Genomic DNA, 19,511 nt, shown 5'->3' on the forward strand with positions numbered 1-19,511 from the left:
CCGTTTCCTGCCCTGCTCCGCAGGGGCCCGATTCCTCCCCGGCCTGAAGGCCGGGGCATCCTCGGAGGTATTTGGTGACGTCACCGGCGGTCCGTACACGGCCGACGAGCACACCCCACCTTGCCTACCGGGGCGCCACCACGTTCCGGCAAGCGCGAGTCACCCGTCGGCTCAGATGCCTGGCCCGGACGAGCGCGGGAGCGGACGGTTCGTCAGCCCTGGGGCACCGGACCAGTGGAGGCGCGTTCGACCAGCGCACAGCCGAGAAGCAGTGACCGGGGCGGCCCCGGCTGGTCGATGCACTTCAGCAGCATGCGTGCGGCCTCGGCGCCGATTTCCTGCTGGGGCACGTGCACGGTCGTCAGCGGTGGGGTCATCCGCGTCAGGAACGGCATGTCGTTGAAACCCGCCACGGACATGTCCTCAGGGCAGCGCAGCCCGAACGCCGCCAGTGCGTCCAGTGCCCCGAGTGCCAGAAGGTCGTTCGCAGCGAACACGGCTGTGGGACGTTCGGGCCCTCGGTACGTGGCCAGGAGTTTGTCCATGGCCGCCGTACCCGCGGCTTCGCTGAATCCCGTGGCGTCGATGACGGGGGTGTTGCGGGGGTCCAGCCCGGCCTGTTCACAGGAGTCGAGGAAGGTGCGGCGCCGGATGAGTCCGGTCGACAGCTCCTGCGGGCCCGCGAGGTGTGCGATGCGTCGGTGACCGAGACCGGTGAGGTGCCGGACGACGGCGTGGACGCCGGCCGCCTCGTCCGCCGTGACCGACGGTGTGTGCCGACTGTCCAGGACTCGGTTGACGAGCACCATCGGCACCCCGTCCGCCGCCGCGCGCGCCAGCAGGGGGTGTTTGCGGCGCGCGGTCGCGACCACGAAGCCGTCACACTGGCGGCCTCGCAACTCCGCGAAGAGCCGCGCTTCCTTGTCTTCATCGTTGTCCGTGCTGACCAGCAGCGCCGAGTAACCCTTGACGGCGAGCGCCTCCTCCACGCCTCTGACGATGGGTGGGAAGAGGGGGTTGGTGAGGTCGGGGATGAGGATCGCGACCATCCGCGAGCGCCGGGTACGCAGGGCACGTGCGACGGAGTTCGGCTGGTAACCCAGGCTTTCGGCCGCGACCAGGACCCGCTTGACCGTCTCCGCCGACACCCGGTGGCGGGTGTCGGGATTCAGAGCTCTTGACGCCGTACCGGGGTGGACGCCGGCCGCTCGTGCCACGTCGCTCAACCTCGTCACATCTCCCACCGTATGCCGGAGGCAGCGCGATGACAATGGATTGCATCAGGAGCCTGCCGCAGACCTTGACACCCCTTGGCGACCAGCCTAACTTCGCCGCAACCGATTGCGTAGCAGTGCGGCACGACAGTCTGCGGCGCACTGTTGTATCGCCCCGAATGGCCATGAATTTCCCTCTCTTCGAGCGTAGGGACGGCTCGCTGTGGAAGACAATCGATTGCCATTGATGGTCAGAGGACACCGCCGCCGCCGTGGGGTCTTGGCGGCCCTGGCGGCCGCGACCGCGGCGGCGCTGGCCGCCTGCGGGCCCGCGACCGGCGGGCCCGCCCAGGGAGCGGGCGACGGACCCGGCAAGGGCACGCTGACGATCGGCGTCTCGCTCTCCCTGACAGGGGACTTCGCCGATCCCGGCAAGGCCGCCAAGCGCGGTTACGACCTGTGGGCCTCCGACGTCAACGCCCGCGGTGGTGTGCTCGGGCGCAAGGTCTCCCTCAAGGTCGTCGACGACACGTCCAATCCGAACCAGGTCACGACGAACTACACCAACCTCATCACGAAGGACAAGGTCGATCTGGTCATCGGCCCGTACTCCAGCCTGCTGACCATCCCGGCCTCGCAGGTGGCCAAGCGCTACGGATACGCCTTCCTCGAGCCGGCCGGCGGTGGGCCGAAGGTGTTCGCCCAGCACCTGGACAACCTGTTCTTCGTCCAGCCCGCGGCCATCGTCAAACAGGGCGACATATTCGTCGACTACCTGCTCTCGCTGCCGCCCGCCAAGCGCCCCAAGACCGCCGCGTTCGCGTCACTTGACGACCCGTTCGCCGCCCCGCTGGCCGACAACGTCCGCAAGCGCCTGGAAGCGGCCGGCATCAAGACCGTGTACGCCCAGACCTACCCCGACAACCTCACCGACCTGACCCCCGTGATCGCCAAGGTGGCGGCTGCCAAGCCCGATCTGCTCGTCTCCGGCACGCAGTCCGAGGATGCCTACGCTCAGGTCAAGGCGATGATCCAGCTGGGCTTCAACCCCCGCTGGCTGTTCGTCTCCAACGGCGCCAACAACCCAGTGGAGTTCCCCGACAAGGTCGGCGAGGACAACACCGAGGGCATCTTCACCACCGGCGACTGGTTCGCCGGCTCCCAGCAGCCCGGCGCTCCCGGGTTCGTCAAGGCGTACCTGGCCAAGTACGGCGGCCAGGAGAACGACATCGACACCACCAGCGCCGAGGCGTACTCAGTCGGCACGCTGATCGAGCAGGTCGCGAAGAAGACCGGGAAGCTCGACAACGAGACCCTCATCTCCGCGCTGCACTCCGGCACTTGGCGGACACCGGTGGGCGACCTGTCTTGGGACGCAAACGGCGAGCCGAAGGGCCACTACACCCTCGTCCAGTGGCAGAAGCACCGGCTGACACCGGTCTACCCGGCCGGTACCGCGGCCGCCGGCCCACTGACCGCGAAGCCGGCCTGGGGGGAGTGAGCGGTTGTGCACACCCTCCTCCAGGCGATCCTCCTGGGCATCCTCACGGGTGGTGTCTACGCCCTGATGGCCAGCGGCCAGACCCTCGTCTTCGGCATCATGCGGGTGATCAACCTGGCGCAGGGCGCGCTGGTGGTCCTCAGCGCCTACCTCTCGTACACCCTGTTCACCTGGGCCGGGATCGACCCGTTCCTCGGCATCCTGATCGTCACCCCAGTGATGTTCGCGGTCGGGGTCGCCGTGCAGTGGGTATTCCTCCGGCCGCTCAAGAGTGGAGACGGCGAACTCAGCCTGCTCGTCATGTTCGCCGTCGCCCTGGCCGTCGAAGGCGTGCTCGCGTCGGTCTACAAGACGACCTATCGCTCCATCAACACCGGCTACCGCGACGCCGCCTGGCACCTGGGCGACTACCGGCTGCCGGTGACCCGGCTGGCGGCCTTCGGGCTGTCCCTCGCCGTCCTGGGCGGGCTGTGGCTGCTGTTGCACCGTACGCGCTTCGGCGCCTCGGTGCGGGCCACGGTGCAGAACCCGACCGCGGCGCGGCTGCTCGGTGTCAACCCCGAACGCATCTCCGCACTCGGCTTCGGCCTGGGCACGGCGACCGCGGGAGCCGCCGGCGCGGTGTTCGGACTGGTCTACCCCTTCAACTCGGGCAGTCACTACGACCTCATCGCGCGGCTCCTGGCGATCGTCGTGCTCGGTGGACTCGGCAGCCTCGGCGGAGCCGTCGCGGCGGGCGTGCTGATGGGAGTGGCCGAGGCGGTGGTGGCCGCGACCTGGTCACCGTCGTGGGCCGGATTCACCTTCTTCGCGGCGCTGCTCCTCGTCCTGTTGCTGCGGCCGCAGGGGCTGTTCGGGACTCGGCTTCGGGGGGCGCTGTGACCTCTACTCTCTCCGCGACGCCCGTGACCGCCGCCCCCCGCTCCGGATTCGTACGCCGTCCGAGGCTGTGGCGCATCGCGCTGCCGGTCGTCGTCTTCGCGGCGCTGCTGGCCGTGCCCTGGACCGTCGGCCAACCGTGGATCGTCAACCTGCTGATCTTCACACTCATGTACGCCACGATGGCGAGCGCCTGGAACCTGGTGGGCGGCCTCGCCGGCTATCCCTCCCTCGGCCACGCGGCGTTCTTCGGCATCGGCGCCTACGTGGAGGCGATCTGGTTCCACAACCATCCGCCCGTCACCGGCTGGGAGCCCTTCCTCGCGCTGCCTGCCGTGGCCGCCGGTACAGCGCTGGTGGGGCTGCCGGTCGCATGGATCGCCATGCGTACTCGGGCCGCCACCTTCGCGATCGTCACGATCACACTGGTCTTCGTAGTTCAGACCCTCGCGTTCAACGCCCGCGGGCTCACCGGGGGAGCCCAGGGCATCGGGATCGGGCCGGCCCCTTTCGGCGTCGCCTACTTCGCCTTCCCCTTCTACTACGTGCTGGTGGCCCTGCTCGCCGTCGCCGTCGCGGTGACCGCCCTCGTCATGCGATCCCGGCTGGGGCTGATCCTGGCGACCGTCCGCGACGACGAGGACAAGTCCCGCGGTGTCGGGGCCCCCACGGCGGTGGCCAAGCTGGCGGCGTTCGCGCTGTCGGTCGGCCTCACCGGTGCGGTGGGCGCGGTGTGGGCGTACTACGTGTCCTTCGTCTATCCGCCGTTCGCGGTGGACCCGCTGGTGACCATCGGCATGGTGCTCATGGTGTACCTGGGCGGGCGGGGGACGCTGTGGGGGCCGGTGCTCGGGGCGTTCCTCGTCGTGCCCGTGCAGCAGTACCTCGCCTACCGACTCGGAGCCAACTCGCTGCACCTGGTGGGATACGCAGCCCTGTTCCTCGTCGTGATGCTCGTCCTTCCCCGGGGCGTCCTGCCCTCACTGGCGGACCGGCTCGGGAAGCGGGTGAGCGGACGATGACGACACTCCTCGAAGTGCGCGGTCTGACCAAGTCCTTCGGCGGAGTGCGGGCGGTGGACGACTGCTCGTTCGACGTCGAGGAAGGATCGGTGACAGCGCTCATCGGTCCCAACGGGTCAGGGAAGACAACCGCGTTCAACATGATCACCGGCTATCTGCCCGCCGACTCCGGCTCGCTCCGGTTCGCGGGCACCCCATACCGGCGGCCGGACCCGGCGAAGCTCTACCGCCGCGGACTCACTCGCACGTTCCAGCAGGCCCGGATCTTCGGCTCGCTCAGCGTACGGGAGAACCTGATCGCCGCCGCGGGACACCGCTGGACCGCACTGCTCGGCCCGCGCGCCGCCCGGGCCGACCGGGCACGCGCCGACGAGTTGCTGGACGACTTCGGCCTGTCCGAGAAGGCCGACCTGAAGGCGGCCGAACTCTCCTACGGCCAGCGCAAGCTGTGCGAGTTCGCCGCGGTGCTGATGGCGCAGCCCCGGCTGGTGCTGCTCGACGAACCCACCGCGGGCGTCAACCCGGTGATGATCGAGACGATGGAGCGCCATGTGCGCACCAGGAACGAGCAGGGAGTGACCTTCCTGATCGTCGAGCACGACATGCCGCTGGTGATGCGGTTGTGCGACCCCGTCGTCGTCCTCGACCGCGGCCGACCCATCGCCGCCGGCAGACCCGCCGACATCCAGGCCGATCCCCGGGTGCTCGACGCCTATCTGGGGGAATGATGACCCACACCACCTCCGAACCCGCGAAGGCACTGCTCACCCTGGACGGCGTCACAGCCGGATACGGCGCGGGCCTGATCCTGCGGGGCATCGACCTGACGGTCACCGCCGGACAGGTCACCTGCCTCATCGGGCCCAACGGCTCGGGCAAGTCCACGACCCTGAAGACGATCTCGGGGCTGCTGAAGCCGGCCTCCGGAACCGTCACCTTCCAGGGGGAGGACATCTCGCGGCTCAATGCCAGGCAACGGCTCCTGCGGGGCATCGTCCATGTGCCGCAGGACCGCAGCCTCTTCCCGGCGATGACCGTGCGGGAGAACGTCGAGATGGGCGGCTACGTGCTGCGCGACCGGCGCCTGGTCGCCGAGCGCTGGGAGCACATCGCCGCCTCCTTCCCGCTGGTCGCCGACCGGGCGGGCGCCCACGCCGGCTCCCTGTCCGGCGGCGAGCAGAAGACCGTCGAGATCGCGCGGACCCTGATGCTCGACCCCGTCCTCATCCTCCTGGACGAGCCCTCCATCGGGCTCGACCCCAAATCCCGCACCGCCGTCTTCCGCAGCATCACGGACCTCGCGGCCTCCGGACGCTCGGTTCTCCTGGTCGAGCAGAACTCCCGCTCCGGCCTGGCCGTCTCGCACACCGGAGTCGTCCTCGAGGGCGGCCGGGTCGTCCTGACGGGCACCGGCGCCGGTCTGCTCTCCGATCCGGAGGTCGGTCGGCTGTATCTCGGCGCCGGCGCCCGACCTTCCGCGCCCCTCGCCTCCTCCGCCCCGTCGCCGCTCGGCGACCGCACCCCACAGGACTGACTCATGACCGTTTCCACGCCTCGTCCCACCATCGGCTGGGCCGGCACCGGCCGCATGGGCTACGCCATGGTCTCCCGCCTTCTGCACGCGGGCCATGACGTCACCGTCTACAACCGCACCCGCAGCAAGTGCGAACCACTGGGTGAACTGGGCGCCACCATCGTGGACAGCGCCGCGGAACTGGCCGACCGCGACGTCGTGTTCACCATGGTCAGTGCAAGCAAGGACTTCGCCGAGGTCGCCCTCGGCGAGCAGGGCATCCTGCGGCAGCCCGCCAAACCCCGCATCCTTGTCGACTGCTCCACCGTCTCGAGGGACGTCTCGGCACAGGTGCGAAGGGAAGCGGAACACGTCGGCACCGCGCTGCTGGTCGCCCCCGTGTCGGGCAACGCCAAAGTCGTCAAGGCCGGCCGACTCTCCATGGTCGCCTCCGGCCCCCGTGAGGTCTTCGACGAGGCCCAGCCGCTCCTCACCACGATCGCTGCCTCGGTCACGTACGCCGGACAGGACGATCTGGCCCGGCTGGTGAAGCTTGCCCACAACATCTTCCTCGGCGTCGTCACCCAGTCGATGGCCGAGATCACCGTGCTCGCCGAAAGAGGGGGCGTGAGCCGGGCCGCGTTCCTGGAGTTCCTCAACGGCTCAGTCCTCGGCTCGGTCTTCACCCGCTACAAGACCCCCGCCTTCGTGAACCTCGACTTCACGCCGACCTTCACGCCCGAGCTGCTGCGCAAGGACTTCGACCTCGGCCTCGCCGCCGCCCGGGAGCTGGGGGTCCCCATGCCGGTCGCGGCGCTGACCCACCACATTGTCCAGCAGTCCCTCGGCCGCGGACACCACGACACCGATTTCGCCGTGCTGCTCTCGGAGGCCGCGCGCTCGGCCGGGCTGACGCTCGAGCCCGAGGACGCGGACGTCTCCGACGGCCTGAGCGCCTCCTCGTGAAACGCCATCACACGAACGGGAGAAAACCGTGACCATCACCGCGCCGGCGGCGGCCCCCGGGCACACCGCCGTCGACTTCGAGACCCGCGTCGACCTCGACCGTCTGCGCGCCTACCGGCTCTCCCGCGCCCGAGCTGCCCTGGAGGCATCGGAGCTGGGCGCCGTCCTGCTCTTCGACGTCAACAACATCCGCTATGTCACCGGCACGATGATCGGCGAGTGGGCGCGGGACAAGATGACCCGCTATGCGCTGCTGACCCGTGACCACGAGCCCATGGTCTGGGACTTCGGCTCCGCCGCACGCCACCACCAGATGTACGCGCCCTGGCTGCGGCCGGAGAACTGCCGCGCCGGAATGCTGGGCTTGCGGGGCGCTGTCGCTCCCGAGGTGGGCCTGATGCGGCGCGCTGTCGCCGAACTGGAGGGCATCCTTGCCGACCACGGTGTTGCCGACGCGCCCATCGGGATCGACATCGTCGAGCCGCCCTTCCTGTTCGAAATGCAGCGGGCCGGGCTCACCGTCGTCGACGCCCAGCAGGTCATGCTGGACGCCCGCGCCGTGAAGAACCCCGACGAGATCATGCTGCTGTCGCAGGCCGCGGCGATGGTCGACGGCGCCTACCAGCAGATCTCCGAAGCCCTCAAGCCCGGTGTGCGCGAGAACGACATCGTTGCGCTGGCCAACAAGTACCTCTACGAGCAGGGCTCGGACGACGTCGAAGCCATCAACGCCGTCTCGGGGGAGCGGTGCAACCCCCATCCGCACAACTTCACCGACCGGCTCATCCGGCCCGGTGACACCTGCTTCTTCGACATCATCCAGTCCTACCAGGGTTACCGGACCTGCTACTACCGCACCTTGAACGTCGGCTCCGCCACCCCGGCGCAGCGCGACGCCTACACCAGGGCACGCGAGTGGATCGACGCCGCCATCGAGCTCGTACGCCCCGGGCAGACCACCGACGTCATCGCCAAGGCGTGGCCCAAGGCCACCGACTTTGGATTCGCGACCGAAATGGACTGCTTCGGCCTGCAGTTCGGCCACGGACTGGGTCTGGGCCTGCACGAGCGGCCTATCATCAGCCGCCTCAATTCCCTCGAACAACCTGCGGAGATCCAGGAAGGCATGGTCTTCGCGCTCGAGACCTACTGCCCGGCATCGGACGGTTACTCCGCCGCGCGCATCGAGGAGGAGGTCGTGGTCACCGCAGAGGGCGCGCGTGTCCTGACCCTCTTCCCCGCGCAGGAGCTGTTCGTCGCCAACCGCTATTGAACCACCGGAAAGGGTCGGCGATGAGGTTCTGGCGGTGCGTCCCGATGTGACGGACGCCGAGCTCAACGAGTTGTTCGGCGCATCGTGGCCGGCTGGCCGACCTACCTCGTTCACGCGATGCCGTCCCGGAGTCTGGCGTGGATCGCGGAACGTCGAGGGGGATCTGCTTGCCCGGAGCGATCACTCGGTCGAGCTGGTCCAGGAAAGCAGTAACGGTCACCGCGTTATTGCGGCGGATTGGGCCCCCGGCGATGGGCGGCCGATGGGCGGCCTGCAGCTCGGTGGCGACCTCAACGATTGCCGCCACCTATGGGCCGAACCCGCCGACCCCGGCCACCAGCCTGGTGCCGGGGTCAACAACAACGAGATGGACCCAGTGGAGACAAAGCTGCACACTGCGGTCTGTGCCGGTCAGGTCACACACTATGATGAGCCGGTTCAATGGCATCCCGCCGCTACTGTGCCAGGCCGCCGAGCACTGCCGTCGTCCGCAGCGTTGTGTGGGCACAGCTTTGAGGGTTCGATCGTTGCATGGGGCGGGCTTCGGAAGCGGACCCCGTGGCTGTCCGGCGCCCCCGGCTGGAGCGATTGTTGTCCGCCCTCGTTCGGTGTCGGTGATGTCAGCCGGAGCCTAAGTTGATGCATCAACATAATATCGTTAGTCTGGAGCCCTGACCGACCGGGCTTCCGCGGAGCTGATCGGGAACAGGTCCAAGAGGAGGACACGTGACGGTCGAAGTGAACGACGTGCCCGGAGCGAACCGCTACGAGGGCCGCGTCGACGGAGAGTCCAGGGTCGCGGGCGTCGCGGAGTACATCCGTACACCGGAACTCGTTGCGTTCGTGCACACCGAGGTAGCGCCGGAGTATGAGGGCAAGGGAGTCGGGTCCGCCCTGGTCCGCTCCGCCCTTGACGATGCGCGCGCCTCGGGGCTGCGCGTGCTGGCCACGTGCCCGTTCTTCGCGGGCTGGATCGCTCGCCACCCCGAGTACCAGGACCTGCTGTACCAGTCCCGCAGCAAGGTCAGTGACTGAACGAACGACAGAACAGCCGAGCGCGGCGGTGAAGGAGGCCGGAATGGGTGGCAGATCCGAGAAGAAGGCGTACGAGGGGCAATCGATCACGGTCACCTACGAGGCCAGGCGCTGCCTGCACGCCACCGAATGCATCCGTGGCCTGCCAGAGGTCTTCGACACGGCGAAGCGCCCGTGGATCCAGCCGGACGCTGCCGCAGCCGATCACTTGGCCGAAGTGGTGCGACGCTGCCCCTCGGGCGCTCTGCAGTACAAATTCGCAGACGGCAGGACCGAGACCCCAGACCGGCCCACGCGGATCGTCCGCGGCTCCAACGGGCAGCTGGCCATGCGCGGTGAGCTGAGCATAGACACCGCGGAAGGCCCGCGCGCAGAAACCAGGGCGATCCTGTGTGCCTGCGGGAAGAGCGCTAATCAGCCGTACTGCGATCACTCGGGGCTCTGCGGTGAGTGATGCCGTGGTGACCGCCCTACGGAAGTAATTGCCCCTATGTGCGCTGATCGGCAGCTCTCTCGCCCGCTCGCATGCTTTGGCGCGCATCGCCTTGAGGCGGCCGTGGAAACCGTTGTGGCGGTTTTTATCGAGGTCCAGTGGCAGGTCGGGCTGCGAGATGAGTTCTGATGGCTCTGCCCTCGTCGAAAAGGTCATCCACGCACGTCAAGTGGCATGTTGGTGCTCGCGAAGAATGCCGCTGAGGCGGTCTAGTCTTCGTATGTCGAGGTGGGTGGCGGCGCCCAGGATCCGGATCCGACGGGTGCAACAGCCCGAAGGACTGGTAGAGGCGGACGTAGCCGACGGTGTCCCAGTGCTCGGCCGCGACCCCGTCCTCGATCCGCAGGAAGTCCGCGGACGTGAAGTCCACGGGGGTGCCGCTGGCGGTGATGGTGCCGTCCCAGACGCTGATCGAGGCGACGCGGTCGTTCTCGGCCACGACGTGGGCCTGGACCGTGGGGCCGTCGGGCATCGCTCCGCGGCCGATGGCCCAGGCGTTGCCGAAGTGGTGGCGGCCGTCGGGGGTCCAGCCGGTGTTCTGGATGTAGTCCTCGTCCAGTGCGTCGACGTCCTCGACGATGCCGGTGGTGAGTCCGAGATCGGCGCGCTCGGGCGGCCGATCAGCCGGGCCAGGTTCGCCGGTCATGACGGCCAACTCGCCCTTCTCAGGGACTTGTCCAAGCCCGCGAAGGCCGCGGCGACGCGTTCGGACAGGTTGGTGTCGGTCGGAATGCCGGTGTAGACCTCCGCGGGGACGGAGGTAGGTGATCTCCTTGCCGGCCTGCATTCCCCATTGCTACCCACCTGGCCTCCTATGCCCGCCCCTGAGACGATGTCTTTGGCGACCTCCACCCAAGGCGAACACGCGCCCAGAGTTGGCAACCGGCAGCTCAAACAGGCGATGTTTCTGCCTTGCGCGATCCCGCCCCCCGTTCCCACTCCGACCGATGCCGGGCTTGCGCCTGGCCCGCCACCGCATCAGCATGCTGTTCGCGATGTTCCGAGACGGCACCTTCTACGAAGCCAGAGCCCCTCGCCTCGTTTGACGAAATACAGAAGGCAGGCGCCCCCCGAGGAACGAGCTGGTGGGCCGGGCTGAGGCTCAGGGCCTGCAGCTGACCGGCGCGGGCGGCCTGCTGCGGCAGCCGGTCAAGTGGCTGCTGGAGTTCGTGCTCGAGGGCGACGTCACCCACCGCCTCGGCGATGACACACACGATCCGGTCGGCAAGAACAGTGGCAACGCGCGCAGTGGCAAATGAGGCAGGACCGTCCTGTCCGACCTCGTACTGGTCGACGCCAGGCTGCCGTCACGGAACTCATGCACAGTCCCGTTCAGCCGCTCGAAAGATGGGTGACAGGTCAACTACCGCGTTATGCTGGTGCCATGAACAACACACCGCAGTGGCTCAGTCCGGAGGAATATGCCGCCTGGCGTGAGTTCATCCGCATGCAGGAGAAATTGGTCGGCCGACTGTCGCGCCTCATGCAGGCGGAGTCGAGCCTGTCGGCCGCCGACTTTGTGGTGCTCGTCGAGCTCACCGAGGCGCCCGAAGGCCGGCTCCGCTTCATGGACCTGGTCAAGGCTGTCGAGTGGGAGAAGAGCCGGATGTCCCACCAGATCACACGCATGACGAAGCGTGGGCTGGTGGTCCGGGAAGAGTGTGCCGACGACGGGCGCGGCGCGTTCATTGTCATCACCCCGGCAGGACGCGAAGCCATCGCTGCGGCCGCCCCCCGCCACGTCGAGGCCGTGCGTCGCCTCTTCATCGAGGCTCTCACCCCGGAGGAACTCGATTCGGTGGCTCACGTCTCGAGGCGCGTCCTCGAACGTCTGGAGGAGATGCCCTGTTGAGCAGGCTCAACTGAGATGCCACGACGCAGCACCCCTCGATCGAGTTCGACCGCCACCACGCTCATCACCACCAACGACCCGGTGAAGATCGCCGAGGACTACGCGATGCTCCAGCACCTGGCCGACGGGCGCGTCGATCTGATGATGGGCCGCGGCAACACCGGCCCGGTCTACCCCTGGTTCGGCAAAAACATCCGCCAGGGCATCAGCCTCGCCATCGAGAACTATGCCCTGCTGCACCGGCTGTGGCGCGAGGACATCGTCGACTGGGAGGGCAGGTTCCGGACGCTGCTGCAGGGCTTCACCTCGACCCCGCGCCCGCTGGACGGCGTCCCGCCGTTCGTCTGGCACGGCTCCATCCGCTCGCCGGAGATTGCCGAGCAGGCCGCGTACTGCGGCTACGGCTCCTTCGCCAACCATATCTTCTGGCCGAAGGAGCACTTCCAGCGTTTGATCAGCCTGTACCGAGAGCGATACGCGCATTATGGCCACGGCTCCGCGGAGCAGGCCATCGTCGGCCTCGGCGGACACGTGTTCCTGCGCCGCAACTCCCAGGCCGCCATACGTGAGCTCCGCCCCTACTTCGACCACTTCCCGCAGATGGGTGGCGGCCCCTCTCTGGAGGAGTACATGGAGCAGACCCCGCTGACGGTCGGCTCCCCGCGGCAGGTCATCGAGAAGACGATCACCTTCCGCGAGCTTGGCCGCCTCGCGGTCCAACAGGGGAGTTGATCGCGACGGCTGCTCCGCTTGCCCGATGCCGGGGCTGCCGTCGGTGACGATGGCCGCCTTTCTCGTGAGCCCTTGCATGGAATTCCTTCCACTGATGGGCGAGCTGCTGTGGTGTGGTCCGTCGGGCACAGCGAGACCCCGGCAGCGCCCCGAAGGGCGCGCCGGTGGCCGGCCCGTTGCGTCAGGTGCGGGACTTGGTGACCAGCTCACGCACCGCGGGGGCGACCTCTTCGCCGAACCGTTGGATCGCGGCGGGATCGTCGCCGGCCAGGATGTAGCCGGAGATGCCGTGCTCAAGCGTGATCTCGGTAAGCTGTGCGGCCCACTGCGCGAGCGGTCCGCTGAGGGCTCCGGAACCGCCGGGTGTGAAGTGGTCGCCGATGTTGAGCAGTCGGCGCACGGACGCGGGGTCGCGTCCCGCCGCCTCGGCGCCCTCGTCGATGTGACGGTTGGCCTGGGCGAGCCCGGCGAGCCCGCCCTCGATGTAGCTCAGGCTGGGCAGCCATCCGTCGGCGACGCGGCCGACCAGCCTGAGGATCCGCGGCCGGTACGCGCCGACCCAGATGCCGACGTCGTGGGCGGGGGCCGGGCCTCGCTTGGCGCCCACGATTCGGTACTGGGTGCCGTCCACCCGTACTCCGCCGCGCGTCCCGGCGTCCCAGACCTCACGGATGATCGTGACGGCTTCACCGAGGGCGTCGACGGACTCGCCGGCAGTCAGCCGTCGGCCCCCGATCGCCTCGATGGCATCCCAGAACCCGCCTGCTCCAAGCGCCAGTTCGACGCGTCCGCCGGTCAGCAGGTCCAGCGTCGCCACACTGCGGGCGATCACCACGGGCTGGCGCATCGGCAGGTTCATCACATTGGGCGCCAGCGTGATACGGCTCGTTGCCGCGGCGAGGTACGAGATCAGTGTCCAGGAGTCGAGCAGCCGTGGCTGATACGGGTGGTCTTGGAACGTGGCGATGTCGAGCCCGGCCTGTTCGGAGAGCCGGGTGAGCGCCACGACCTGCTCGACATGGTCGGCACTCGGTGTGATGAAGCTACCGAAGAGCAATTCGTGCCGCTGCTGGGTCATCTCCTCGGACCTCCTGAGGTCAGGTCATGGGTCGGCGCCGAAGCGCGGAATACATTGCATCAACGGGTTCGGCAAGCAGACTGGGCATCTTGCGAGTCAGCTCGTCGGTCAACACCTCATGATGATCGGACTCGGCGCTCCCGAGCGTGAACTTGGCGACGGCGTCGCGGCGCGATCGCGGCGACGACGCTGGTGGGCTGGTGCCGCGCCACCGTCGTGCCCGGGCCGTCGGTGCGCGGCCGGCGTTTCACAAGCGGCGTGCTCCGGGCGAGTGCCGCGGCATGGGGTGAGCAGTCGGTGCAGCGGCTCGGGCATGGGGAACCTCCGGCTGTGCGGGGCGCGAGACCATGGGAACAGCGACCATGGCAGAAGGCTGGTGGTGTCGCTGCCACCGCGGGTCGGCGCATGATTGCCTTGTTAGGTTCCGTTACAGCGGATGATTGCTTGAGCAACACCTGAGGGGCAGGTTTGGCCTCGTCGGGAGTCGAAAACCATGGAGTCACGCGTGGATGAGCCGCCCACCCGACGAACCTGGACGTCTCGTCCACGATCTGGTCAGGGTGCGGCTCCATCCCCCGGCGCGCTCCCGGGCTGTGACCCGTGGATGTACTGGTCGGCCCAGGCGCTGATGATGTGGGCGGCTCGCTGCGCTTGTCCTCGTGCGGTCAAAAGATGGTCTGCTCCTTCGAGCGCGACGAAGCTTCGGGGGTGTTGTGCTTCGCGGAAGATCTGCCCGGCGTTGGCGATGTCGACGGTGTTGTCGGTGGGCGAATGCAGGACGAGGAGCGGCAGGTCCAACTCGCCTATCCGGCCGCGCAGGCGAGCTTGGCGGACGTCGTCGACGAAGTCACGCTTGAGGACCAGGGTCCTCCCGCCGACGAACCACTCGTGTGATCCTTCACTGAGAACGCATTCCACGATCGCGTCGTACTGCTTCTCGACGTGGCTGGGGTCGACAGGTGCCCCGATCGTGGCGACCGCGCGGACACCGGTTGCCTCGGTCGCTGCGGCGATGGCGGCGGCGCCTCCCCATGAGTGTCCCACCAGCAGGTCTGCTGGAGTCCCTCGCTCGGCCATCAGAGTTGCGGCACGGACGGTGTCCTGGACCTTGACGGTGAAGGAACCGTCCCCCCAGTCGCCGTCGGAGTCTCCGATTCCGAGGTTGTCGTAGCGCAGCATTCCGATCCCCTCCCGTGCCAGGTGCTTGCTGACGCGCGAGGCGGCCGGCGAGTTCTTGCCGAGTGTGAAGCCGTGGACGAAGATTCCCCAGCCTCGGATCTTGCCGTCGGGCAGGTCGATTGCTCCGGCCAGTTCGGGGCCGACGATGCTCTTGAATCTCACTTCTTCCATCATGTGGTGATCACCTCGACATGGACTGTTCGTGGGGCAGGGGGGGCTCAGGGCGACTCCGGGTGGTGCCGCGCGCGTGTTGCGAGCAGGAGAGCAGTGAGCACGGCGCTTGTCGCTGTCGGCGCGTCAGAGGGTCGGCTTGGTGGCGAGCAGTGCGGTGATCTCATCGGCGAGGTGCGGGCCGAGCTTGCCCCAGCCGTCCTTGTAGCCGTAGACGCCGGCCAGGGTGCGGGCGTCGTAGTCGCCGTTCATGATCTCGATGTCGGTGGCGGTGATGAGTCCCGGGTGAGCGACGCCGACGGCCGATGAGACCTTCATCAGCTCCTTGCGCAGGGTGCGCAGGTAGACAGCGGCCCGGGTGGCCTTCGAGGCCGGGTCGAGGCCGCGGGCCAGCCACGGGTTCTGGGTGGCGACGCCGGTGGGGCACCTGTCGGTGTGGCACTTCTGTGATTGGATGCAGCCGATCGACAGCATCGCTTCACGGGCCACGTTGATCATGTCGGCACCCAGAGCGAAGGCGACCGCGGCGTTCTCGGGCAGGCCGAGTTTGCCGGAGCCGATGAAGGTCACCTCGTCGGTCAGCCCCAGCTCGGCGAAGGTGCCGTAGACCCGGGAGAAGCCCATCCGGAACGGCAGCGACACCGAGTCGGTGAAGATCAGCGGCGCCGCCCCGGTGCCGCCTTCGCCGCCGTCGATGGTCACGAAGTCGACACCACGGTCACCACGGGCCATCAGCGCGGCCAGCTGCTGCCAGAAGCCCATCTCTCCCACCGCGCTTTTCACCCCGACCGGCAGACCGGTCTCGGTGGCGAGCAGCTCGACGAAGTCGAGCATCGAGTCGACGTCGCTGAACGCGGTGTGCCGCGACGGGGAGGCGCAGTCACTGCCGAGCGGGATGCCGCGGATCTCGGCGATCTCCTCGGTCACCTTCGCGCCCGGCAGCATTCCGCCCAGCCCTGGCTTGGCGCCCTGGGAGAGCTTGATCTCTATCGCCTTGACCGGGGCGCCGGCGACCACATCCTTGAGCTTGTCGAGGTTGAAGCTGCCGTCCTCGTTGCGGCAGCCGAAGTACGCCGTGCCGATCTGAAGGACGAGGTCGCCGCCGTTGCGGTGGTACGGCGAGAGGCCGCCCTCGCCCGTATTCTGCATCGTGCCCGCCAGCGCGGCGCCTTTGTTGAGCGCCGTGATCGCCGCGCCGGACAGCGATCCGAAGCTCATCGCCGAGATGTTCACCACGCTCGCCGGCCTAAACGCCTTGGCGCGCCCGCGCGGCCCGCCCAGCACCTTGGCCGAGGGCAGTGGGGCCTGCGGGTCGTGCGTATCGGGCAGCGTGTCGGCGAACGTGCGCTGCTTTATGTATGCGTGCCCCTGCACGTGCTCGATGTCGACCTCGGTTCCGAACCCGAAGTAGTTGTTCTCCTCCTTCGCCGACGCATAGATCCAGGTGCGCTGGTCACGACTGAACGGGCGCTCCTCCTCGTTGGAGGTCACGACGTACTGCCGCAGCTCCGGCCCGATCGTCTCCAACAGGTACCGGGCGTGCCCGATCACCGGGAAGTTCCGGAGCAGTGAGTGCTTCTTCTGAATGAGGTCGCGGGCGGCCACCAGTGTCAGTGCTGTTGCGGTGGCCGCGCCGATGCTCCGGGCACGCATGAACGTTCCTCTCCTCGATGCTCGACTCCACCGCCATGCGGTGGACGTCGTCGTGTCGTATCGGGCGTCGGGCGGCTGCCACGGCCAAGCGGGCGTCAGCGTCCGTCGAAGAATGCGAAACATCGAAGAATGCGAAACACCACGGCCTGTGCCCGTTCTATTGCTGGAGTCCCCACCGCGCCTATCTGCGCGACCTCTTAGGCTGCGGCGCTCGCGGCCTTGTCTCCGGGCTTGGATGCATCGAAATGGCTCTTGGCCCGGTCGATTGTGATCTCTATGACCGCGCGCTCCGGATCCGGCGTTCGCCCGTAGCGCTTTCCGTAGCGCGTCACAGCGTCGTCCACGGTGGTGTCGTCCGTGCACACTTCCGCCGCGCCCTCTTTCCTACTCGATTTCCGAGTGGTAATCCGAGCGATGCCGGCGTCGGCGTCCAAGGTGACCCCGACGGGTATGACATGTGGGCGGCCGTCTGGCCGGAGTGTGGTCAGAGTGCACAGGTGGTACTCATTCCAGGGCGCCAGGTAGCCAGTTCCCTTGCGGCATATTTCGGTGTGCATGACCGGAAGCCTAATCACGAACGATGTCCCGATTGTCTGAAAGTGACCATGGCCACACCCATGCCGTTCGCCGTGCCGATCAAGGATTTTGCGTGGCATGCAGCGGTTTGGTATACCCGCTCAGAAGTCGTTGGCTTTCCCCGAGTGTGACCGCGGCGTTTCCGCTTGTCAGGCATCGTCCGGCTTTCGTGCGGCAGTGATGGTACGTCGTGCTGTCTCCTCGGTGGAGGTGCCGGGTGCTGTCGGTGATGGGGTTGCTGGAGGAGCGGGAGCGTGCCCGTAGGGCTCCGGATGTGCGCTGACCTGGGCGTTCGCTATGTGGCGCGAGCTTCTTCAGGCGGTGTCTCGGTACTCGTGGATCAGGCCGCCGAGTATGTCGTGGCGCTGGATGCGCTGAGCTGGGAACAGGATGACGTCTGCGTCGTCGGCGGGAGCTCGAAGTTGCAGGGGGATCTCGATGCCGTCGGCGGTGAAGACCGCGTCGAACGCTTCGGTGTAGCGGCTGTCGCGGTCGCGTAGCAGGTAGCGGAAAGCTCCGTGATCGTCTGTCGGCTGCTGGGCAGGGCAAGAACAGGTGGCCCAAGACGACAGGACCGGCGTCGGATCCTGGGAGACAGTGGGGGTGAGGAGGTGGTGCTGATGATGAGCATCAGGCCTTGCGACGTGTGGCATCTGCGTTTGCTCCCCGACGTCTCCAGGCGTCTGAGACGGATCGACGGCGACCGATGTGCGGCCCGTGCCGTGCTACGGGAGCTTGGGGGCTCGCCGTGAGCCCGCCGGTAGTGGTGGGAGTCGACGGCTCGCCTTCCAGCTCGGAGGCTGTAGCGGTCGCGGCGCGTGAGGCGCGGCTTCGCGGATGCGGGCTGAAGGTGGTGCACGCGTTCTTTTGGCCGGCCGTGCACGTACCGTTCGGTTCGTGGTCGACGGGGTCGCCTGAGGAAGTGCTACAGGAAGTGGCCGGACGTCTGGTAGCCGAAGCGGTGGAGCATGCTCGTTCCGTGGCCCCTGACGTCGAGGTCAGCGGCTCCGTGGCGGCGGGTGGGCCGCTGATGGTGCTGGAGGCCCAGTCGCGCACGGCCGCACTGGTGGTGGTCGGCAGTCGGGGGCTGGGGGGATTCACGGGGCTGCTGTTGGGGGCGACGGCGGTCCATCTCGCCGCGCACGGGCGCTGCCCGGTCATGGTGGTGCGTGAACGTCCCGACGGTACCGGCCCGGTCCTGCTGGGGGTCGACGGCTCACCGGCTGGTGAAGCCGCCGTCGAGTTCGCTTTCACAGAAGCCGCCCTTCGCGGCACCGGAATCGTAGCCCTGCACGCGTGGACGCCGTGGAGCGTGCCGGTGTTTCCGCCGCGGGATCCCTCGGAACCCTATGCGCTGGATCCGGGCATGCTCGCGGAAGGCGAGCGGCGCCTGCTGGCCGAAGCCGTCAGCGGTCGGCAGGAGCGGTACCCGGATGTCCCGGTTGAGCAGACGGTGGTCCGAAGCGGTGCCCGAGAGGCGCTGATCGAGGCGAGCGCGAGCGCCGGACTGCTTGTCGTCGGTGCCCGGGGCCGCGGCGGGTTCACCGGTCTGCTCCTTGGCTCGGTCAGCCAGGCGGCCCTCCATCACGCGCACTGCCCGGTCGCGGTCGTCCGAGGTTCCGGTGGACGGCAATGAGGCTGCTGGGGTGCCTGGGCAAACCTCTGGCCTCGCGGCGAACGCGCACCACGCGCTGGTGGCCCGTGAGGGAATACCCGAGCGCGGTCGACCGGGCCCACGTCGTCGCCGAACAGAAACTCAGGCTGGTCCGCGCCCATCAGGCCCGCGGGCAGGTGGTGCACACTGTCCTGTCACAGTGGTTCGCGGTACCGACCGACCAGTCGGTTCGCCTCCTTCCGGGCGTCGGTGAGCGGATGGCCGCGCGTCGCCCGCCGGCCGGTGACGATGGCCGGGTCGTCGGGGTCGTCGTCCAGGCCGACGAAGCCGAGATCGGCCAGAGCACCCAGACCGGGCCTCCCGGAGACGGGTGGTGATGGTTGTTGTGGCGGGCGGATCCGGGCCCCGCTGACCGGCAGTCGCCCCTGCTGCCGGGCCTTCAGAGGCCCGGCAGCGTGACGTGGCGACGGCACCTGCCGGCGGTCACCGGGTTCCTCCGAGGATGCCCCGGCCTTCAGGCTGGGGAGGAGTCGGACTCCTGCGGAGCGGGGCAGGGATAGCCGGATCGCCGTCAGGGCGATCCGGCGTCCACCCCGCACGGCGGTGATGTCGCCCATAACGATCAAGAACTCTCAACTGTCAGTGCTCCCGGGTAGGTTCGGATGCATGACGACAGGAGCGACCACGAAGGACACTGGGCATGCCCGGTGCACCTTCCGTGTGCGCCTGTCGAAGGAGGCCAGGCGCCGGCTTGAAGCC

General features: G+C 68.1%; 20 protein-coding genes and 2 pseudogenes. 14 read left to right on the forward strand and 8 right to left on the reverse strand.

The window, feature by feature from the left end; genetic code table 11:
• Positions 1-212: 212 nt before the first annotated feature.
• On the reverse strand, positions 213-1,235 hold the full coding sequence (locus VXC91_RS31710) for a LacI family DNA-binding transcriptional regulator (RefSeq protein ID WP_329510792.1): 1,023 nt from the start codon (positions 1,233-1,235) through the stop codon (positions 213-215).
• Between the two features lie 259 nt (positions 1,236-1,494).
• Between VXC91_RS31710 and VXC91_RS31715 the strand changes: the two genes are divergently transcribed.
• The 9 genes from VXC91_RS31715 to VXC91_RS31755 all read left to right on the forward strand — a co-directional run bounded on the left by VXC91_RS31715 (position 1,495) and on the right by VXC91_RS31755 (position 9,857).
• Positions 1,495-2,715: an amino acid ABC transporter substrate-binding protein gene (locus tag VXC91_RS31715; RefSeq protein ID WP_329510793.1), complete on the forward strand. Its 1,221-nt coding sequence runs from the start codon at positions 1,495-1,497 to the stop codon at positions 2,713-2,715.
• A gap of 6 nt (positions 2,716-2,721) precedes the next feature.
• Positions 2,722-3,597, forward strand: a complete 876-nt coding sequence (locus tag VXC91_RS31720; RefSeq protein WP_329510794.1) for a branched-chain amino acid ABC transporter permease — start codon at positions 2,722-2,724, stop codon at positions 3,595-3,597.
• Between the two features lie 23 nt (positions 3,598-3,620).
• A complete protein-coding gene (locus tag VXC91_RS31725; protein WP_329510795.1) occupies positions 3,621-4,616 on the forward strand; it encodes a branched-chain amino acid ABC transporter permease in 996 nt (331 codons plus the stop codon).
• Positions 4,613-5,344: an ABC transporter ATP-binding protein gene (locus VXC91_RS31730; protein ID WP_329510796.1), complete on the forward strand. Its 732-nt coding sequence runs from the start codon at positions 4,613-4,615 to the stop codon at positions 5,342-5,344. The genes VXC91_RS31725 and VXC91_RS31730 overlap by 4 nt, the downstream gene beginning before the upstream one ends.
• A complete protein-coding gene (locus VXC91_RS31735; RefSeq protein ID WP_329510797.1) occupies positions 5,344-6,150 on the forward strand; it encodes an ABC transporter ATP-binding protein in 807 nt (268 codons plus the stop codon). The genes VXC91_RS31730 and VXC91_RS31735 overlap by 1 nt, the downstream gene beginning before the upstream one ends.
• A gap of 3 nt (positions 6,151-6,153) precedes the next feature.
• Entirely contained in the window at positions 6,154-7,095 is a 942-nt protein-coding gene (locus tag VXC91_RS31740; protein WP_329510798.1) for an NAD(P)-dependent oxidoreductase, read from the forward strand.
• A 28-nt stretch (positions 7,096-7,123) separates the two neighbouring features.
• Positions 7,124-8,368, forward strand: a complete 1,245-nt coding sequence (locus VXC91_RS31745; protein ID WP_329510799.1) for a M24 family metallopeptidase — start codon at positions 7,124-7,126, stop codon at positions 8,366-8,368.
• Positions 8,369-9,094: 726 nt separating this feature from the next.
• Complete coding sequence (locus VXC91_RS31750; RefSeq protein WP_329510800.1) at positions 9,095-9,403, forward strand: GNAT family N-acetyltransferase; 309 nt, start codon at positions 9,095-9,097, stop codon at positions 9,401-9,403.
• A 43-nt stretch (positions 9,404-9,446) separates the two neighbouring features.
• Entirely contained in the window at positions 9,447-9,857 is a 411-nt protein-coding gene (locus VXC91_RS31755; protein WP_329510801.1) for a (4Fe-4S)-binding protein, read from the forward strand.
• Positions 9,858-9,981: 124 nt separating this feature from the next.
• Here VXC91_RS31755 and VXC91_RS31760 read toward each other — a convergent pair whose 3' ends face one another.
• Positions 9,982-10,542 (reverse strand): ester cyclase, encoded by a 561-nt coding sequence (locus VXC91_RS31760; RefSeq protein ID WP_329510802.1) that lies wholly within the window; start codon positions 10,540-10,542, stop codon positions 9,982-9,984.
• Between the two features lie 137 nt (positions 10,543-10,679).
• Between VXC91_RS31760 and VXC91_RS31765 the strand changes: the two are divergent.
• From VXC91_RS31765 to VXC91_RS31780, 4 genes and pseudogenes are all read left to right on the forward strand, one after another.
• Positions 10,680-10,942 (forward strand): annotated as a pseudogene (locus VXC91_RS31765) (IS110 family transposase); the annotation flags it as partial.
• Between the two features lie 39 nt (positions 10,943-10,981).
• Positions 10,982-11,155 carry a hypothetical protein gene (locus VXC91_RS31770; RefSeq protein WP_329510803.1) on the forward strand — a complete coding sequence of 58 codons (174 nt, stop codon included), beginning with the start codon at positions 10,982-10,984 and terminating at the stop codon, positions 11,153-11,155.
• Between the two features lie 125 nt (positions 11,156-11,280).
• The gene (locus tag VXC91_RS31775) at positions 11,281-11,748 is read left to right on the forward strand and encodes a MarR family winged helix-turn-helix transcriptional regulator (protein ID WP_329510804.1); all 468 of its coding nucleotides are present in this window, start codon (positions 11,281-11,283) and stop codon (positions 11,746-11,748) included.
• 45 nt (positions 11,749-11,793) lie between these two features.
• Positions 11,794-12,447 (forward strand): annotated as a pseudogene (locus VXC91_RS31780) (LLM class flavin-dependent oxidoreductase); the annotation flags it as partial.
• 214 nt (positions 12,448-12,661) lie between these two features.
• Here VXC91_RS31780 and VXC91_RS31785 read toward each other — a convergent pair.
• From VXC91_RS31785 to VXC91_RS31805, 5 genes are all read right to left on the reverse strand, one after another.
• Positions 12,662-13,558, reverse strand: coding sequence for an LLM class flavin-dependent oxidoreductase (locus VXC91_RS31785; RefSeq protein WP_329510805.1), 897 nt, complete (start codon positions 13,556-13,558; stop codon positions 12,662-12,664).
• Between the two features lie 555 nt (positions 13,559-14,113).
• The gene (locus VXC91_RS31790) at positions 14,114-14,908 is read right to left on the reverse strand and encodes an alpha/beta hydrolase family protein (protein ID WP_329510811.1); all 795 of its coding nucleotides are present in this window, start codon (positions 14,906-14,908) and stop codon (positions 14,114-14,116) included.
• A gap of 126 nt (positions 14,909-15,034) precedes the next feature.
• Positions 15,035-16,561, reverse strand: a complete 1,527-nt coding sequence (locus tag VXC91_RS31795) for an FMN-binding glutamate synthase family protein (RefSeq protein ID WP_329510806.1) — start codon at positions 16,559-16,561, stop codon at positions 15,035-15,037.
• A gap of 197 nt (positions 16,562-16,758) precedes the next feature.
• Positions 16,759-17,118 carry a pyridoxamine 5'-phosphate oxidase family protein gene (locus VXC91_RS31800; RefSeq protein WP_329510807.1) on the reverse strand — a complete coding sequence of 120 codons (360 nt, stop codon included), beginning with the start codon at positions 17,116-17,118 and terminating at the stop codon, positions 16,759-16,761.
• Positions 17,119-17,451: 333 nt separating this feature from the next.
• On the reverse strand, positions 17,452-17,790 hold the full coding sequence (locus tag VXC91_RS31805; RefSeq protein WP_329510808.1) for a hypothetical protein: 339 nt from the start codon (positions 17,788-17,790) through the stop codon (positions 17,452-17,454).
• A 95-nt stretch (positions 17,791-17,885) separates the two neighbouring features.
• On the opposite strand from VXC91_RS31805, the gene VXC91_RS31810 reads away from it, so the two are divergent.
• Positions 17,886-18,773 (forward strand): universal stress protein, encoded by an 888-nt coding sequence (locus tag VXC91_RS31810; protein ID WP_329510809.1) that lies wholly within the window; start codon positions 17,886-17,888, stop codon positions 18,771-18,773.
• 173 nt (positions 18,774-18,946) lie between these two features.
• Here the strand turns inward: VXC91_RS31810 and VXC91_RS31815 are convergent, their stop codons facing one another.
• Positions 18,947-19,369: a hypothetical protein gene (locus VXC91_RS31815; RefSeq protein WP_329510810.1), complete on the reverse strand. Its 423-nt coding sequence runs from the start codon at positions 19,367-19,369 to the stop codon at positions 18,947-18,949.
• Positions 19,370-19,511 lie beyond the last annotated feature (142 nt).

Origin of the sequence: Streptomyces chiangmaiensis (genome assembly GCF_036281785.1) — a bacterium.
Taxonomy (GTDB): Bacteria; Actinomycetota; Actinomycetes; order Streptomycetales; family Streptomycetaceae; genus Streptomyces; species Streptomyces chiangmaiensis.

Bases quoted from the DNA above. Each gene is read 5' to 3' on its own strand.
- VXC91_RS31805 (WP_329510808.1), bottom strand. From the start codon at position 17,790: ATGCCACACGTCGCAAGGCCTGATGCTCATCATCAGCACCACCTCCTC.
- VXC91_RS31730 (WP_329510796.1), top strand. From the start codon at position 4,613: ATGACGACACTCCTCGAAGTGCGCGGTCTGACCAAGTCCTTCGGCGGA.
- VXC91_RS31760 (WP_329510802.1), bottom strand. From the start codon at position 10,542: ATGACCGGCGAACCTGGCCCGGCTGATCGGCCGCCCGAGCGCGCCGAT.
- VXC91_RS31735 (WP_329510797.1), top strand. From the start codon at position 5,344: ATGACCCACACCACCTCCGAACCCGCGAAGGCACTGCTCACCCTGGAC.
- VXC91_RS31775 (WP_329510804.1), top strand. From the start codon at position 11,281: ATGAACAACACACCGCAGTGGCTCAGTCCGGAGGAATATGCCGCCTGG.
- VXC91_RS31815 (WP_329510810.1), bottom strand. From the start codon at position 19,369: ATGGGCGACATCACCGCCGTGCGGGGTGGACGCCGGATCGCCCTGACG.
- VXC91_RS31785 (WP_329510805.1), bottom strand. From the start codon at position 13,558: ATGACCCAGCAGCGGCACGAATTGCTCTTCGGTAGCTTCATCACACCG.
- VXC91_RS31740 (WP_329510798.1), top strand. From the start codon at position 6,154: ATGACCGTTTCCACGCCTCGTCCCACCATCGGCTGGGCCGGCACCGGC.
- VXC91_RS31790 (WP_329510811.1), bottom strand. From the start codon at position 14,908: ATGGAAGAAGTGAGATTCAAGAGCATCGTCGGCCCCGAACTGGCCGGA.
- VXC91_RS31795 (WP_329510806.1), bottom strand. From the start codon at position 16,561: ATGCGTGCCCGGAGCATCGGCGCGGCCACCGCAACAGCACTGACACTG.
- VXC91_RS31755 (WP_329510801.1), top strand. From the start codon at position 9,447: ATGGGTGGCAGATCCGAGAAGAAGGCGTACGAGGGGCAATCGATCACG.
- VXC91_RS31800 (WP_329510807.1), bottom strand. From the start codon at position 17,118: ATGCACACCGAAATATGCCGCAAGGGAACTGGCTACCTGGCGCCCTGG.